This window comes from Paenibacillus polymyxa, from assembly GCF_018614975.1.
In the GTDB taxonomy this organism is placed as follows: domain Bacteria; phylum Bacillota; class Bacilli; order Paenibacillales; family Paenibacillaceae; genus Paenibacillus; species Paenibacillus polymyxa_E.
In genome coordinates, this window is the sequence record NZ_JAGGNR010000011.1 from 139,475 (window position 1) to 156,240 (window position 16,766).

14 protein-coding genes are annotated in these 16,766 nt (G+C 44.1%); 12 read left to right on the top strand and 2 right to left on the bottom strand.

Annotation, left to right across the window (positions count from 1 at the left end; all coding sequences use genetic code 11):
• Positions 1-157 precede the first annotated feature (157 nt).
• The 8 genes from dxs (at position 158) to J7E78_RS09215 (ending at position 9,555) form a co-directional block, all read left to right on the top strand.
• Positions 158-2,065 (top strand): 1-deoxy-D-xylulose-5-phosphate synthase, encoded by a 1,908-nt coding sequence (dxs, locus tag J7E78_RS09180; protein WP_215075911.1) that lies wholly within the window; start codon positions 158-160, stop codon positions 2,063-2,065.
• 22 nt (positions 2,066-2,087) lie between these two features.
• Positions 2,088-2,933: a TlyA family RNA methyltransferase gene (locus J7E78_RS09185; protein ID WP_215075912.1), complete on the top strand. Its 846-nt coding sequence runs from the start codon at positions 2,088-2,090 to the stop codon at positions 2,931-2,933.
• An 84-nt stretch (positions 2,934-3,017) separates the two neighbouring features.
• Positions 3,018-3,503: a hypothetical protein gene (locus J7E78_RS09190; RefSeq protein ID WP_215075913.1), complete on the top strand. Its 486-nt coding sequence runs from the start codon at positions 3,018-3,020 to the stop codon at positions 3,501-3,503.
• 84 nt (positions 3,504-3,587) lie between these two features.
• Positions 3,588-4,037, top strand: a complete 450-nt coding sequence (ahrC, locus tag J7E78_RS09195; RefSeq protein ID WP_017687604.1) for a transcriptional regulator AhrC/ArgR — start codon at positions 3,588-3,590, stop codon at positions 4,035-4,037.
• A 276-nt stretch (positions 4,038-4,313) separates the two neighbouring features.
• On the top strand, positions 4,314-6,032 hold the full coding sequence (recN, locus tag J7E78_RS09200; protein WP_215075914.1) for a DNA repair protein RecN: 1,719 nt from the start codon (positions 4,314-4,316) through the stop codon (positions 6,030-6,032).
• Positions 6,033-6,152: 120 nt separating this feature from the next.
• A complete protein-coding gene (gene spoIVB / locus J7E78_RS09205) occupies positions 6,153-7,481 on the top strand; it encodes a SpoIVB peptidase (RefSeq protein WP_215075915.1) in 1,329 nt (442 codons plus the stop codon).
• 195 nt (positions 7,482-7,676) lie between these two features.
• Positions 7,677-8,486 (top strand): sporulation transcription factor Spo0A, encoded by an 810-nt coding sequence (gene spo0A, locus J7E78_RS09210; protein ID WP_215075916.1) that lies wholly within the window; start codon positions 7,677-7,679, stop codon positions 8,484-8,486.
• Positions 8,487-8,760: 274 nt separating this feature from the next.
• Positions 8,761-9,555 (top strand): GGDEF domain-containing protein, encoded by a 795-nt coding sequence (locus J7E78_RS09215; RefSeq protein ID WP_311516970.1) that lies wholly within the window; start codon positions 8,761-8,763, stop codon positions 9,553-9,555.
• 175 nt (positions 9,556-9,730) lie between these two features.
• Here J7E78_RS09215 and J7E78_RS09220 read toward each other — a convergent pair whose 3' ends face one another.
• Positions 9,731-10,540: a FlxA-like family protein gene (locus J7E78_RS09220; RefSeq protein ID WP_215075918.1), complete on the bottom strand. Its 810-nt coding sequence runs from the start codon at positions 10,538-10,540 to the stop codon at positions 9,731-9,733.
• 459 nt (positions 10,541-10,999) lie between these two features.
• Between J7E78_RS09220 and J7E78_RS09225 the strand changes: the two genes are divergently transcribed.
• From J7E78_RS09225 to J7E78_RS09240, 4 genes are all read left to right on the top strand, one after another.
• Positions 11,000-12,973, top strand: a complete 1,974-nt coding sequence (locus J7E78_RS09225) for an AraC family transcriptional regulator (protein WP_215075919.1) — start codon at positions 11,000-11,002, stop codon at positions 12,971-12,973.
• Positions 12,974-13,132: 159 nt separating this feature from the next.
• Positions 13,133-14,170 carry an NAD(P)/FAD-dependent oxidoreductase gene (locus J7E78_RS09230; RefSeq protein ID WP_215075920.1) on the top strand — a complete coding sequence of 346 codons (1,038 nt, stop codon included), beginning with the start codon at positions 13,133-13,135 and terminating at the stop codon, positions 14,168-14,170.
• A 213-nt stretch (positions 14,171-14,383) separates the two neighbouring features.
• A complete protein-coding gene (locus tag J7E78_RS09235; protein WP_215075921.1) occupies positions 14,384-15,034 on the top strand; it encodes a hypothetical protein in 651 nt (216 codons plus the stop codon).
• A 533-nt stretch (positions 15,035-15,567) separates the two neighbouring features.
• Positions 15,568-16,044: a hypothetical protein gene (locus J7E78_RS09240; RefSeq protein ID WP_017687614.1), complete on the top strand. Its 477-nt coding sequence runs from the start codon at positions 15,568-15,570 to the stop codon at positions 16,042-16,044.
• 117 nt (positions 16,045-16,161) lie between these two features.
• Here the strand turns inward: J7E78_RS09240 and J7E78_RS09245 are convergent, their stop codons facing one another.
• The gene (locus tag J7E78_RS09245) at positions 16,162-16,761 is read right to left on the bottom strand and encodes a thymidine kinase (RefSeq protein WP_017687615.1); all 600 of its coding nucleotides are present in this window, start codon (positions 16,759-16,761) and stop codon (positions 16,162-16,164) included.
• Positions 16,762-16,766 lie beyond the last annotated feature (5 nt).

The following is a 16,766-nucleotide window of genomic DNA, read 5'->3' on the forward strand; positions in this document are numbered from 1 at the left end:
ATAACTTGCTGGTGAGAATGCTCGTTATCGGGAGTATAGAGCAGTAAATTATGATTCTTGTTCTTTTATGTTATAATGTTTTAATGTCATTTGATTCATAATGTATATATTGATTTACAACAATAACTAAACAATCTAGGAAAGCGGGGAGATTCTCGTGCTGCTTCCACAAATTAAACAACCCAGTGATCTAAAGTCGATGTCTCAGGATGATCTTGCCCTTTTGTCGGCAGAGATCCGGCAGTTTCTGATTGAGAAACTGTCTGTTACAGGTGGGCATCTCGCACCCAATTTAGGCGTGGTTGAGCTCACGGTAGCCCTGCATTACTGCTATAACAGTCCAGCAGACAAAATGATTTTTGATGTAGGGCATCAGGCTTATGTGCATAAAGTCCTGACAGGGCGTATGGATCGCTTTGATACATTGCGTCAACACAATGGACTCTGCGGATTTGTTAAACGTAACGAAAGTGAACATGATGTATGGGAAGCTGGCCACAGCAGTACTTCATTGTCCGCTGCGATGGGGATGGCCCTTGCACGTGATCTGAAGGGTGAAGATAATCAAGTCATCGCGATGATTGGTGATGGAGCGCTTACAGGTGGTATGGCATTTGAAGCCCTCAATCATATTGGTCATGAGCAGAGAAAACTGATGGTTATTCTAAATGATAATGAAATGTCCATTGCTCCAAATGTTGGGGCCATGCATAAATATTTGAGCAAAATTCGTTCGGATCGTCATTATCTGAAAGCGAAAGATGATGTCGAAGGGATACTTAAAAAAATTCCTGCTATTGGAGATCGTTTGGCCAAATCAGCCAGCTGGATCAAAGATAGTGTCAAATATATGATGGTACCAGGTGTTCTTTTCGAAGAACTGGGTTTCACGTATTTGGGGCCAATCGATGGGCATGATATTCCCAAATTGATTGAAACCTTTAAACAGGCGGATAACGTGGATGGTCCTGTGCTCGTTCATGTGCTGACAACCAAAGGAAAAGGCTATCAGCCAGCAGAAGCGGATTCACACAAGTGGCACGGGATTTCTCCGTACAAAATTGAATCTGGTCAAGTCCTGAAGGCAGTCGGGAAACCGATGTACACGGAAGTGTTCGGTCAAACGCTGATTGATCTTGCGAAGCAGGATAAGCGGATCGTAGCGGTAACGCCAGCAATGCCTACAGGATCAGGTCTGATTCCTTTTAGTAAGGAATTTCCGGATCGTATGATTGACGTGGGGATTGCAGAACAGCATGCGGCAACCATGTGTGCTGCACTCGCTATGGAAGGCTTGAAGCCGGTCTTTGCGGTGTATTCCACATTTATGCAACGTGCATATGATCAGATTGTACACGATATTTGTCGACATAACGCTAACGTGATGTTTGCCATTGACCGTGCCGGATTTGTTGGACCAGATGGGGAAACACATCAAGGGGTATACGATGTGGCATTCATGCGCCATATTCCAAATATCGTTCTGATGATGCCAAAAGACGAAAATGAATTGCGTCATATGATGAAAACGGCGCTTGATTATAATGAAGGTCCAATTGCTTACCGTTATCCACGAAACAATGTAGTTGGTGTACCTCTGGATGATGTACTTGTTTCGATTCCAATCGGATCATGGGAGCAACTGCGTCCATCGGACGGATATGCTGTCATCGCTTCAGGGTCGATGGTGCAGCTTGCAGAAGAAGCAGCGGAGATGGTGAAGCGGGAAGGTATCACAGCAGGCGTAATCAACGCTCGCTTCCTGAAACCTCTTGACGAGCAAATGTTGCGTGATCTGGCTGTTCGAGGCACCAAATTGATTGTACTTGAAGAAACATCCCAAGCAGGCAGCATGGGTAGTGCAGTGCTGGAGTTTTATGCAGAACAGGGACTGCATGATGTTCATGTACAATTGATGGGGATTCCGGATCGCTTCATCGAGCATGGCAGTATTAAGGAACAACGTGAGGAAGTGGGTCTTACCGTTGAAAATGTATGTGCTGAACTGCGCAAAATGGCTGTTCAATCATCTTACGGCATACCCAAAACACGTTTTCCTTCGTAAATTTACATGATAGGAGACAGACATGTCACTCCCGAAAGAACGAATTGATGTTCTGCTGGTTGAGCAGGGCTATTATGAAAGTCGTGAGAAGGCAAAAGCTGCAATCATGGCTGGACTGGTGTATGCCAATAATGAGCCGATCGAAAAGGCTGGCATGAAAATTCCAAGGGAAGCCGAGCTGAAAGTTAAAGGCTCGGTACATCCCTACGTCGGCAGAGGCGGATTGAAGCTTGAAAAAGCGATCCGTCATTTCGGTCTTGATATGAATGGACTTGTCATGCTCGACATTGGTTCATCCACTGGTGGGTTTACGGATTGTGCACTACAGCATGGTGCGTCTCACGTCTACGCTATTGATGTGGGTTATAATCAGCTCGACTGGTCTTTGCGTAATGATGAGCGGGTTACTGTTATGGAACGAACTAATTTCCGCTATGTGACTCCCGAAGATCTGACGGGACCAGTGCCGAATTTTGCGAGCATTGATGTGTCGTTCATTTCACTGCGAATCATATTGCCGCCACTTCTGGCTTTTTTGCAACAACCTGCAGATATCGTTGCATTGATTAAACCTCAATTTGAGGCAGGGCGTGAAAAAGTAGGCAAGTCCGGTGTGGTTCGTGATACGAAGGTACACAAGGATGTGTTGCAGACGATGCTTCATTTTGCCAGTCAACTTGGTTTGCATCTGCAGAGTTTAACTTTTTCACCGATAACGGGTGGAGAAGGTAATATCGAATTTCTCGCACATTGGCGTCTGGAAGCACCAGAGGCAACACAACCAGAGATCGATCCAGCTTCACTTGACGCACTTGCGGACCAAGTTGCGAAGGAAGCAGCTCATACATTTACGGGAAACTCATCATAAGATGGGTTTCTTTTCGCTGAAAAGGTGATTGATGTAAAGGGAAATCGTTACTGAACCTCGAATATGTCTTCGAGGTGAGCGATAATGGATGGTCAATATGACACAATCTTTATAGGTGTACTTGCTGTCTGTTTGATCTTGTGGCTGTTCTTTGGCCTGCGTGATTGGGTGAACCGACCGATGCCGGTCAGCTTGTCAGGAATGCAACTGAACGTGAAGATTCAGGATTCCCCAGCCTTGGATTTGCTTGAAGCACAGGGTTACGAAGTCATCGGTGGCAAAATGAAAGTCCCTCTGGCTTTTGAGGCCAATGAATCCGTTTATTACAGCAGATTATTCATTGATTATGTTGCAGCACGTGAGGATCTCAGATACCTGGTGAAAACGTCCCGTCGCAGACAGCCGTTAGAAATGACTGGCCCTGCGCTAAGGGATCGCTTCCTCAATTATCTGTTGTTATATCCTGGCTGTGAAGGATTGCTGTATGTTGACTTGGAGGATTCCGATATTAAGTTAATCAGGCTCATGGACTATCAGGAAGATGTGTATGATGGGGATGATCTGGACTAACATAAGAGAATGAACATTGCAGGGCAAAGTCTGCGGCGAATTACAATTGCTGCTTTAATGCAATACATTTAACTGGAGGCATGTATGAAAGGACAAAGGCACATCAAGATTCGTGAAATCATTAGTCAAAATGAAATTGAGACTCAGGATGATCTGGTTGAAGCACTGCGCAAATCAGGTTTCCAGGTGACTCAGGCAACGGTATCCCGGGATATCAAGGAACTTCTGTTAATCAAGATTCCGATGGACGACGGAAGATACAAGTACTCTTTGCCAACAGATCAACGATATAATCCGATTCAAAAGTTGAAGCGTGCACTTGTTGACAACTTCTTGCACATTGATCACACAAACAACCTGGTTGTGATGAAATGTTTGCCAGGAACAGCCAATTCCATTGCTGCTTTACTTGATAATATTGAGTGGAATGAAGTCATGGGCACGATCTGTGGCGATGATACCATTCTGATTATCTGCCGGACTGAAGGTAACAGCGTGACCGTTATTGAGCGGATCATGGGTTACATTGCTTAAAGTGCGTGTTCAAAAAGATTGGTTTTCAGTACCGAGAAGATGGGATGAAGCTAGAATGGAGTAGCGGAGCGTAGGGAAACTACGTGAGCAACTGCAATGTTTCCGAAGGAAACATACTTCGTAAGCATTCCACTTTTTTCGGCTGAATTCCATATTCGATGTTGATGATGCCACCAGGCATCCTTCGTAATCAAAAGCGGACTTTTGGAACAACCTCTTGAATCAATGGTTCAAAAACATAATATCTGAATTAGTCATCCGGAGGTGTTTTTGCAGATGTTAGTTACGTTATCGATTCGCAATCTGGCTGTGGTGGAAGAAGTCGACGTTGTATTCCATCCGGGATTCCATGTACTTTCTGGGGAAACGGGTGCCGGGAAGTCGATTATTATAGATGCACTTGGCTTAATTGCGGGTGGACGAAGTTCAGCTGATCTGATCCGGTACGGATGTGAGAAGGCAGAGATGGAAGCCCTTTTTGAGATGGAACCAAGTCATCCGGTCTGGCTGACATTAGAGAAGCTGGGTATTCATTGTGAGCCTGAAGAGCATTTGGTTATTCGGCGTGAGCTGAATACTCAGGGGAAGAGTACGTCCCGCATTAACGGGCAATTGGTCAATCTGACCATGCTGCGGGAAGTAGGCGAGAAGCTGATCAATATCCATGGACAACATGAACATCAGAGTCTGCTGCGTGCAGAGAGCCATCTGGGGCTTCTCGATACCTATGGCTCGGAAGTCATCGGACCTGTCAAAGCGAAGTACCAGGAGCGTTACAGCAAGTTTATCACGGCGGAAAAAGAACTGCGTGCGCTTCAGGAGTCCAGTCAGCGGGCATATCAACTCTTGGACATGTATCGCTTTCAGCTTGAGGAGATCGCGGCGGCAAGCCTTACACGAGGCGAGGATGAATTACTCGGGGAAGAACGGGTCAAACTATCCCATAGTGAGAAAATGATGGACAGTGTTGCTGGTGCATATGATCTGCTCAGTGGTCAACGCGGGCTTGAAGCTGTAAGCATTGCTCTTTCTAGAATTGAAGACATTTCTGGATATGATAACAAAGGACTGCAACCGATTGTAGAGCAGCTGCAATCTGCATTTTATCAATTGGAAGATGCGACATTTCAGTTAAGGGATTACCGGGAGAAGATTGAATTTAATCCGGCAAGGCTGGAAGAAGTGGAGCAAAGGCTGAATCTGATTTCTGGCCTCAGACGGAAATACGGGGACAGTGTTGAACTTATTCTGAGTTATTATGATCAGATTAGCCATGAAACAGACCAACTGGAGAACAAGGACGAACGGCTTGAGAAATTGCGAGCTGAACGTGACAAAATGCTTAACCTTGTGATGGAGTCTGCTGAAGAACTCAGCAAGGTTCGCAAACAATGCGCCGAGGAACTTGCTGCACAGGTGGAAAGCGAGCTCAAGGATCTGCAAATGGAGCGGACTACACTGCGTGTTCAGATTACTCCTTTTGAAGATCCGAAGGGCATTGAATGGAATGGACGTCGTATTCGTCTGAATCGTCATGGTGCGGACAATGCGGAATTCCTGATCTCACCGAACCCGGGCGAGCCATTACGACCACTTGGCAAAATTGCTTCAGGTGGTGAGTTGTCTAGAATGATGCTGGCGATGAAGAGTATCTTTGCGCGACATGACCGGATACCTGTGTTGATTTTTGATGAAGTTGATACTGGAGTTAGCGGTAGAGCAGCTCAATCCATTGCGGAAAAACTGTTCCGCTTGTCTTCGACTTGTCAGGTTTTCTCAATAACTCACTTACCACAAGTGGCTTGTATGGCAGATCATCAGTATCTCATTGAGAAACATGTTTACGATGGACGGACGATGACGCAGGTGGAATCGCTGTCAGACGAAGGCAGAGTGAAGGAATTGGCACGTATGCTGGGCGGCGTGGAAATTACAGAAAAAACGCTGCATCACGCACAGGAAATGCTGAATTTGGCGGAAGCCAAAAAAGGGTGAAACGGACGGCTGGCGTAATGATTGACAGTAATAAAAGCCTGGGGGCGAGGTTATCTTATAGGTACGCAATTGGCGACCACCTTTCGTCAAGCGAAAGAAGCAAAGGGAGTGTGACAGCCATTGAATTCCCCCCTCAGGAAGAAATTGCTAGGTCTTTTATTTGCCTTCTTTCTTTGTGTGATTAGCCAGGCCATTCAGCCTGTGCAAAGTTATGCTTCACTGCCGGATGAATTGCAAGTGTTTGCTGGCAGGCAAGCTGATGTCCGGCTCGCTGTACCTGCTGTTTCAAGCGCCGTTGTAGATCGTCCTGATATCGTTGGTTTGGATGATCAGGCAGCGATGCATGTTACCAGGCAACAACCTTTGCATCTTCACCCTCAACAGACGGGACATGCCAAATTAACGTTGAAGTTGTGGGGTAAAATTCCCGTCAAAACAGTCCATGTGAATGTGATACCGGATTTGCGTATTGTACCCGGGGGTCAAACGATTGGCGTCAAAGTTAAATCGGCAGGCATTCTGGTGGTTGGTCATCATCTGGTCCATTCTGGGCAGGATGAGCGTGTATCGCCAGGAGAAGCGGCTGGCATTAAGCTCGGAGATCTGATTACGCATATGGATGGTAAACGTCTTGATGGCGTGGCAGGTGTCTCTGAAGCCGTTGAACTTGCAGGTAAAAGTAAAAAAGGTATTGATGTTGTGTTGAAACGTGGTAAGGAAACGGTTAAGACACGATTAACTCCGGCGTATGACTCCGAGGATCAAGCCTGGAGGCTTGGTTTATACATTCGTGATTCCGCAGCCGGTGTTGGCACACTTACCTTCTATGCTCCCGATCAGGGCGTATACGGCGCACTGGGCCATGTCATTACAGATATGAACACACAAACATCTATTGTTGTAGGTAGTGGTCAGATCGTTCAGTCCAATGTGACGTCCATTTCTAAAAGTGAGACCGGTGATCCGGGTGAAAAACGTGCTCATTTCCTCAAGGAAAGCAAAATTTTGGGCAATATTGAACGTAATACGGCTTTTGGCATCTTTGGTAAAATGTCCGGAAATCCTGAGCACAGTTTGTATTCGAAAGGTATTCCCGTCGCTTTCTCTCATGAAGTCAAAGAAGGACCGGCCGAAATACTTACCGTGGTTGACGGTCAACAAGTTGAACGCTTCTCCATTGACATTGTTCATGTAGCAGATCAAACCGAGCCAGCAACGAAAGGTCTGGTACTTCGAATCACGGATCCGAAGCTGTTGGATAAGACCGGAGGCATCGTTCAAGGAATGAGTGGCAGCCCCATTGTACAAAATGGTAAGTTGATCGGTGCAGTTACTCATGTATTCGTGAATGATCCAAAATCGGGTTATGGTTGCTTCATTGAATGGATGTTACAAGATGCTGGCGTTATGATGAAAAAGGAAAACGATAAGAACCTCAAGGCTGGTTAAACAGCCCGGAGGTTCTTTTTTGTCGAAAGCAAACATAATATATCGGATAATGAAATGAATTATTTATTATATAGGATCAAGAAAAAAAAATAAAGAAAAATAATTTTCGACAGGAGGAATTTAACTTGCTGTGTCGAAAATTTAACGTGTAAGGAAATGTACGAAACGATGTTTAATTTAAAGGAGGATACCGTTTTGCAAAAAATTGAGGTATTGCTGGCCGATGATAATCGTGAATTTACGAATTTGCTTGCCGAATATATATCTGAACAGGAAGATATGGAAGTAACCGGTATTGCATACAATGGAGAAGAAGTACTGCAACTGCTGGAGCAAACTCGGGATGTGCCGGATGTATTGATTCTGGATATTATCATGCCTCACCTGGACGGACTGGGTGTGCTTGAGCGCTTGCGCGACCTGAACCTGTCTCCACAGCCTAAAGTCATTATGCTTACGGCATTCGGACAAGAGAATATCACACAGCGTGCCGTGCAACTCGGAGCTTCTTATTATATTCTCAAGCCGTTTGACATGGAAGTGCTCGCGAATCGTGTGCGTCAGCTAGTTGGAAATCAAACTGCGATGTCTACCAACAGTGGATCATCCATGTTTATGAACAAATCCAATGTGGTGCCGATGGGCAAACACAAAAATTTGGATGCAAACATTACGTCCATCATACATGAAATCGGCGTTCCTGCGCATATTAAAGGATATCAGTATTTACGCGAAGCGATTACGATGGTTTATAACAATATCGAAATTTTGGGCGCAATCACCAAAACACTGTATCCAGCCATTGCCGAAAAATTCAAAACGACGCCGTCCCGCGTCGAACGTGCCATCCGTCATGCCATTGAAGTGGCATGGACTCGTGGTAACATCGACAGCATCAGCCACTTGTTTGGTTACACGATCAACATCAGCAAGTCGAAGCCGACAAATTCAGAGTTCATCGCGATGGTGGCTGACAAACTAAGAATTGAGCATAAGGTAAGCTGAAAGGGTCAGGAGTAGTGAGCTGGCAAGTATAGTTTGGATTCAAATTTGATTCTAGCCAAATGGATTTTTGGCGGCCTATATCTGAATTCGTTCATTTCATGCCGATAAACTTCTGTAATATATGCCAACGAATACCGTCAATTATTGGATATCTTTAATCCAGTAATTGACGGTATTTTTGCATAACGAAATAACACAGATCATGGTGATAAAAATTTTATTTCATAAACTTTTACCTTCAGTTAACGCTTTTTCAAGTAGAAAGTGGTACGATGTGCAGATTGGTACCCAGTATGGCTATAATCTGTACATGGGACGTCCTGTAGAACTGGTAATGAACACGCAGGCACTGGTCGTGGATTATTCGGAACAGATTACAGATGTCAGTGTTCTAGCCATGGACCGGGATGAAGGTGAAATATATGATCTTGTGTTGGTCACGTCAGGGGAAAGTTTCTTTGGAGCTGTGAGTATTCGACGTTTGCTACTTGCTGTTGCTGATGTACGGGCTGAAATGGCGATTTTTATGAACCCGCTGACTGGTCTTCCAGGTAATCATATTATAGATGAAAGGCTGTCTCAGGCTCTTCAGATGGACCAATTTAGCGTACTGTACGTTGATCTCGATCAATTCAAATCCTACAATGATAGCTACAGCTTCAAAATGGGGGATCAGCTTATTCAAGCGACAGCTAACTTGCTTCGCAAGCTATTTGTTCCCCCTGAAGCTTTTCTTGGACATATCGGTGGTGATGATTTTATTACAATCCTGAATCACCATGATTACAAATATATTAGTGAGGAAGTCATCTCAGGTTTTGAGGAAATGAAAAAGACATTCTACAACGAACATGATTGGCATCATCAATATGTTCTGGGGGAAGGACGTTCCGGGCTAAATCGGCCCATTCCTCTCGTGTCGGTATCCATCGCCGTTGTAACCAATAGCAAGCGAAAATATGAAAACATAGATCAGATTATTGATGAGGCCACACGCATCAAAAAAGGTTGTGAAGCGATTGCTGGCAGTATCATCTGTGCAAATGATACCGCCAGTACTCCGTGCTAGAAATACTCATAGTAGCTACAACTACTAACGTTAAAGATACAAGAAAAACCGCTACTTATCAGGAGCTAGTCACCTGGTAATAGCGGTTTATCTATTATGTGATCCGGGTCAAAGGTTTTCAGGTGAAAACACTTCAATCTCATTATCTATGTAAATATTTTCGGGGAAAGGGTACTCAGATTCGAATATCGACGGATGGATATGAAGAAGGAGATGCAGAAGTCGGAGTTTGCGGACTGTTTCCTGATTCCTGATCTGTGGTTCCGCCATCTGACGGGTGCTCCTTATTTCCTGGTTTCTTTCCGTCATTAATTTCCTGATCTTCTTCTCCAGGTGTTGCAGAGATAAGTGGTTGTACACCGTTTTCAGGTGCGGGCTGATGGATCTCTTTCACCAGATCTCCAATCTTTTGATTGACCTTGCTGAGCTGAGAATTGATGTCCTGAACAACCTCTCGTTTTGCCTGAAAGACGGTACGTTCTGAGTTTTCCAGCATCATTGATTTGCCGAGATCGAGATCATTTGTGGGAGGATTGATCTCCAGAACAAGTCGGTCGAAGCGGGTTTCTCCTTCGGTGGTCTGAATGGAGCCCTGCATGCGATCACGCAAACCGACCAGCTTACCCAATTGATCATAAGTCTGACTATGCTTGATTAGGTGATCCAGTGAAGGGGCTTGTGTCTCGTCAGTTGATTTGGGTTGTTGCTGTTGACTCTTTTCGGGCTGTCTTAATTTGTTCTTTTCCTGTAATTCCTCTGCTTTAATTTGGGCAATTTGGCTGTCGATCTGGGATATGGAGCTTGTTAAGGATTTAATTCGCTGAGCTTTGGTTTTGGTATCCAACTCGTCATTGGTTTTTACCCCTTGCATTTCTTCATTGAGCCGGATCTTCTGCTGCATGAGTCCCTGAATTTCTTTATCCCGACTGGAGACTATATTCCCGGGAGTGAAACTGCTCTTGGTTGCAGATGAGATTGAATTCATATCCTCTGTTCTCCTTCTACTCTTTATCATGGTTCTATTTACATATATCAGATGTTAAGAGAAGGATTTGAATAGCTTTTTTTTCGTCTGAATGGATTCATTTGCTCTGTTTTATTGCGTACTTCATCATAATAATTGATAATGGTTATCAATAAATGAGCGGAAGTTCAGACACAATCTATGTAGACGGAGATGGGTTAGCAAAATGTGGAATGATTATTATATCCTCTGGAACTATGCTGCGGTGAGTATAACAGATATTCGTTACATAGAATTAGAGGCATATGAAAAGATGAAATCCAATTCCACTTTAAATTTCAGTTGATAATGAAAATTATTATCATTTATAATAAAGGTATATTAGTGAACCTCTGCTACACATATGTTATCGGATGTGTGACAGAATGATGACCTTGTAAGGCCTTTGTTCCGGGTGAGGCTAGGATTGGAGAGTATTCGATGCAATTAGACGAACAGATGAAATGCTGGAATCATGCCGCTGTTAAGGTTCTGGATATACGCCGAATCGTTATGGAGGCAGGGGAACAACTGAGTTCCTACACACTTCCGGCAAATGGTTATATATATACGATTCGAGGATCGGCTCAACTTCAATTGGATGGACAAACCTACAATGCAGAGCGATTTTACATGCTTCATGGGGCGAAAGGATCTTCGCTGGATATCCAAACCAACGAAGATTTCGAATATATTCTGCTCTATTACAGAGCATTCCTTGCCTTTCCTAGTTATCGTAAAAAGTGGTTATTGGCACAGCCGGAAGTTGCACCGTTCTCCTTGCAATATGGATTTGCACCGAGTAGTCCGCTGGAGTTGTTACGTTACCTTGATGGGCTTGAGGGTGCATGGATTCAATCTGGCAGTCTGGATCTGCTTCATACAAAAAGTTTATTTTACCAATTCATTCATGAAATGATGGTTCAGTTGGCAGATCAGGAGATCAAAACAGAGCTTGCTGACCCGGTGAAACAAACACTTCGTTATATACAGAACCATTATAGGGAACAGGTCACGCTTGATTTTCTGGCTGAACAATTCAACTACAGCTCCCGGCATTTATCCATGCAATTCAAACGACAGACGGGTTACAGTCCCATTGATTATCTAATTCAGACCCGAATCGCCAAGGCTCGGAATCTGCTTGTACGATCTGATGCAACGCTGAGTGAAATTGCAGCAGAAGTGGGTTATGCGGATGTGTATTATTTTAGTCGTATCTTCAAAAAACATGTGGGGATCTCTCCGATTCAATATCAACGAAAGATAAGAGAAGAAGCGAGAACAGAGGATCGTCCATTGGTAATCTCTGAATCGTCCATTGGCCGAAGATGGAAGTCGGGATATATTGATTATGAGAATCATTATCAATATATAGACGGAGGGTTTACACCAATGAAAAGAAGAAAAACAAGTTCCAGTATGATTATGGTTGCATTATTGAGCATAACGATGCTCCTCGCAGCCTGCTCTTCAGGTACAGCAACAACACCAGCAGCTGGCGAAGGAACGGGTGCCAGTTCCAATAACAGTAGTACGGCAGTATCATCAGACACAGGAAGCCAGACGAACAAAGACAATGAAACACGTACGGTCTCGACGGTTAAGGGTGACGTCGTTGTTCCAGCGAATCCGAAACGGGTTGTTGTATTGTATCTCCAGGGAGACGTCGTTGCGCTTGGAATTAAGCCAATTGCTACATCTGAAGTATTCAACGGGGCTGCCTACAAGAGTGAGCTTGAAGGTGTAAATTCACTAGGCACCTGGTTCGAACCAAATCCTGAAGCTGTCATTGACCTTGATCCGGATCTAATCATTGTTCCTTCAGAAGAGACGTATACGTTGTTGAAGGATATCGCACCTACGGTATATATTCCATACGAGAAAATGACAACAGAAGAAAGACTCCAGAGTATAGCGAGTATTTTTGGAAAAGAACAGGAGGCTGAGACATTAATCAATAATCTCAATAGCAAAGTCGAAGAGAGTAAGCAAACACTAGCAGATGCAGGCATATTGGACAAAACGGTTTCCATTGTGGAGGGCGGTTTGAAAGGTATGGTCGTTGTAGAGAGCAAGCAATATGGCCGAGGATCTCAGGCGTTATATGAGTACTTGGGAATGAAAGCACCTGAAGTCGTACAGAAAAAAATCGACGTGGTTTCGGAAGCGGGAGGCTCTAATTTATCCATGGAAGTACTGCCTGAATATATCGGAGACTATGTGTTTCGCTCGGTATATGAAGGGGCAGATAACTTGACAGATAATCCAATATGGAGCAGCATCCCTGCGATTAAAGAAGGTCGTCTGATTGAGATTGATTTCGATTTCTTCTATTATTCGGATATCTATTCAATTAATAAACAGCTTGATTTTGTTGTTGAAAAGCTGTTGGCGGCTCCAAGAGCGCAATAGTAAAGAGCAGATGTGTTCGTGAAATTTTTGTACAAGAAATGTTTGTTTTTTAGCCATTGTATTTTGATAAGATTACCATTACACTAGGCTTTAAGTGATAATGAGAATCGATATCAAATACTCGATGTTCTGGATCGAATTAACGGAGGTATTTTTAATATGAATAAGCAGTTGGAACTCTATGATGTAACCATTATCGGCGGTGGCCCTGCGGGCATGTACTCTGCCTTTTATAGCGGCATGCGAGATATGAAGACCAAGTTGATTGAGGCGCGTGACAGATTGGGAGGTCGCATGCTCTTTTATCCGGAGAAAATGATCTGGGATGTCGGGGGTGTGACACCAATTCTGTGTGAAGATCTGATTAAACAATTGGAAGAACAGGCAAGGACTTTTGAGCCAACCCTCGTTTTTGAACAACAGATCGAAGGATTCGAGCGTCAACCTGATGGCACGATTCTGTTAACTTCTGCAACAGGTGAACAACACTGGACACGTACCGTCATTTTGGCAATCGGATATGGTATATATAAAATGGCCAAGCTGGAGCTTGAAGGTGCAGACCGTTACGAGGTTAGCAATCTGCACTATACTGTGCAGGAATTAGAGCCATTCCGTGGTAAACGTGTGCTGATCTCGGGTGGAGGCGACTCTGCTGTGGACTGGGCGAATGAACTGGAAGCATTGGCAGAGCAAGTTACGGTTGTGCATCGTCGTGACCGCTTTGGCGGGTTGGAGCGTAATGTACTGCGTATGAGAGAATCCTCTGTAGATGTCCGTACACCTTATGCGGTAGAGACACTGCATAGTATGAGTGGTGATGTGATTGAACAGGTAACCATCTCACACGTGGACACTGGTGAAACTGAACTGCTTGAAGTCGATGCTGTCATTGTAAACCACGGCATGAAGAGTGACTTTGGTCCAATCCGGGATTGGGGACTTGATCTTGGCGAATGGCATGTAACTACGACAGAGAGATTACAAACCAATATTCCTGGTGTTTTTGCCGCAGGTGATTTTGTAGATTATGGTAGCAAACTGTACCTGATTGCGGGTACTTTCACTGATGCAGCCCTAGCGGTAAACAGTGCGAAGCTTTACATGGACCCTGAAGCGGAAAAAGTGGCTTATGTTTCTTCCCATAACAGTCGCTTTAAGGAGAAAAATAAAGCTCTTGGTGTTGTAGAAGAATAAATGTATACATTTGGATACGAGCAAGATGACTTCGGGTTAATAATTAATCCCGAAGTCATCTTTTTTTGCATAAAATGGGTAATAAGAAGGCATAATTTCAACAGATACAATGGTAGCCGAATTGAATATACACTACCAAATGTCTATAATAAGCCTGAGAAACTGTAGAATAACTTCAAGATACAATATCTAGATCAGAGTGGAGTGCAGCTTATGAAAAAGGGATCACGGCCACAACGAGGTTTCACCTTCATCCAGCGGTGGTTCAAACGATCTGATAAAAAAAAGATCAAATGGTCTGAAATGTATCTCGCACTGGCTGGTGCGCTTCATCGCTTGTTAGTTGAAGGTCGTCGTGAACGTTCAGCCGCCAAACGGCTGCATCAGGACTTGCCTATTAACGCATTGGGAGAGATGAAGCTGGAGCCAGGGGATATCGTGTACACGCCAAGCTCGGAATCAACATATTACGCCGGACATATGGGCATCATCGGTCTCGACGGCAAAGTGTATCATGTGCATCCTTATGGCCCTGTGTTTGCTGATTCATTAGAGTGGTATCTCACGCGGTTTTATGAAGGAGATCGCTTCATTGTATTCCGTTCCAGACTGAATGAGGCAGGGATGAAGGCCGCTGGGTGGGTACATGACCATTACAAGCAGGTAAAATTCTACCGTTTGCAGACCAATCTGCGCAGCATTGAGCGCAATTACTGCTCCAAGTTTATATATCAGGCCTATCAGTTCACATCGGGACTGGATCTGTGGAGCCGCAAATTTACCCGAATGAATCAGGGTTATATCTATCCATTTCGAATTGAGCGCTCATCAGAGCTGGATGTTCTGGGAACTTTTTATAAATAAGGCTTGAACCGACTAAAATACTGTTCATCTGAAAATAAGGAGAGCAGGTTCTGTCGGTTTTTTTTGTATGTGTAGAGATTAAAAACAGGAAAAACGCCCAAAACGTCGAATAGATTATGAGATAGGCACACACAACTTGGAATCGTATACATAAAAAAAGGCAAGATGATTTTTAGCCCAGAGCAAAAAATGACTACAAAGTAGACGAACAAGAAAGAGTGAAGCGAGATGAAATGGCCGGGCTTCTTACAACGATTCCGACCGAACAAAAATGTGGTTAAGCTATCGGACTATATCCCAAAAAAGGAAAGGAGGCACTACTGTTCCATATGCAAGAAAAACGTTAAATCGGTCGTGCATTATGCGGCTCCACAGGGAAATGTTTCAGGTGTATGCAGTTCTTGTAAGTCTTTGGCGGATGAACGAGGAATGTTTCCCATTTAATAAGAAGAGATGCGCTCAGGAAATAAGAATTTTTTGATTTATGCGCGTTTTTGTAGTACATTAGCAAATGTATTCGAAGGAGGATTCTAATGTACTCAGGTAGACAAGACGATACTTTATACATCATGACCTACACCTTAAACAGCGGTATCAAGGGTACGGTTCCACTGTCTAATAAGCAGATTATTGAGTGGCTGGATTGCTACAGAAATGAGAAGCGCTTCGTGACCGAAATTGGCAAGGAGTTTTTTGGATTGAATGCAGGATTGGTAGCAGACTTCAAGGTTCAAAATCATTTATCGGATTATCAGCAGACCATTATGCCTACACAGCAGCAGGATAACCTGGAACGCTTGTCCAGTGCTTATAAATCAACCGAGTTATTAATGAAGATTGATTGTAAATGTGGCACAGCTTATGTGACGGAATCTCCATATAAGCGTACAAAATGGTACTGCACGAAGTGTAAAGAAATTGTATTTTTGGATGCCAAAAAAGGAATGGTAGAAACGTCGCGTGGTGACGCTTACTACATGACCAACAAATATTTTGTTTCCCGGGACTAGCGGGAAGTGACTCTGGAAGCATCGCTGCGAAGCGGTGCTTTTTTGTGCGAGTGTTTGCTCTATAACAAAAAAAGCCCCAAGGGGCCTTTTTGGAAGATATCTAAGATCTTTTAGGAATTATGATGAGCATTCAACTTTGTGAGGAGGAATGAAGCAGCAACGGCAGCGTGGCTCGTAAGCTTCTGAATCGCCAATCATGACAACAGGACCCAAGGTAACAGGCTCCCCATTGACGATACGTTGCGTAAAGGCTGCATCCGGGCTGCCACATACCGCACAGAAAGCCGAGAGTTTCTCAATGTCGTCTGCCATGGCAAGCAAACCACCGACATATCCGAATTCCTTACCACGGTAATCCATATTAAGTCCGTCCACAATGACATGTTTGCCACAATACGCTAACTCCGAGACAAGCTCCATAATGGCACTGCTGAAAAATTGTACTTCATCAAATGCAACAACATCAGCATCTATGGTTTGGTTCAAGATCATTTCTACGGATTCCGGGGTTAATTGCCGGGGAATGGAATGGGCAGGGAGTCGATAACCAATACGGCTTACGATCTCGTCCTGGGCAAACCGATTATCCTCGGCTGGTTTGTAGGCCACAACCTTTTTACGGCCAAATTGTATTAATTTCTGACAACGGCGAATGAGTTCACCGGATTTTTCACTGAACATGGGTCCAGTAATTACGGTAATACGTCCTGTTTGCACGGTGC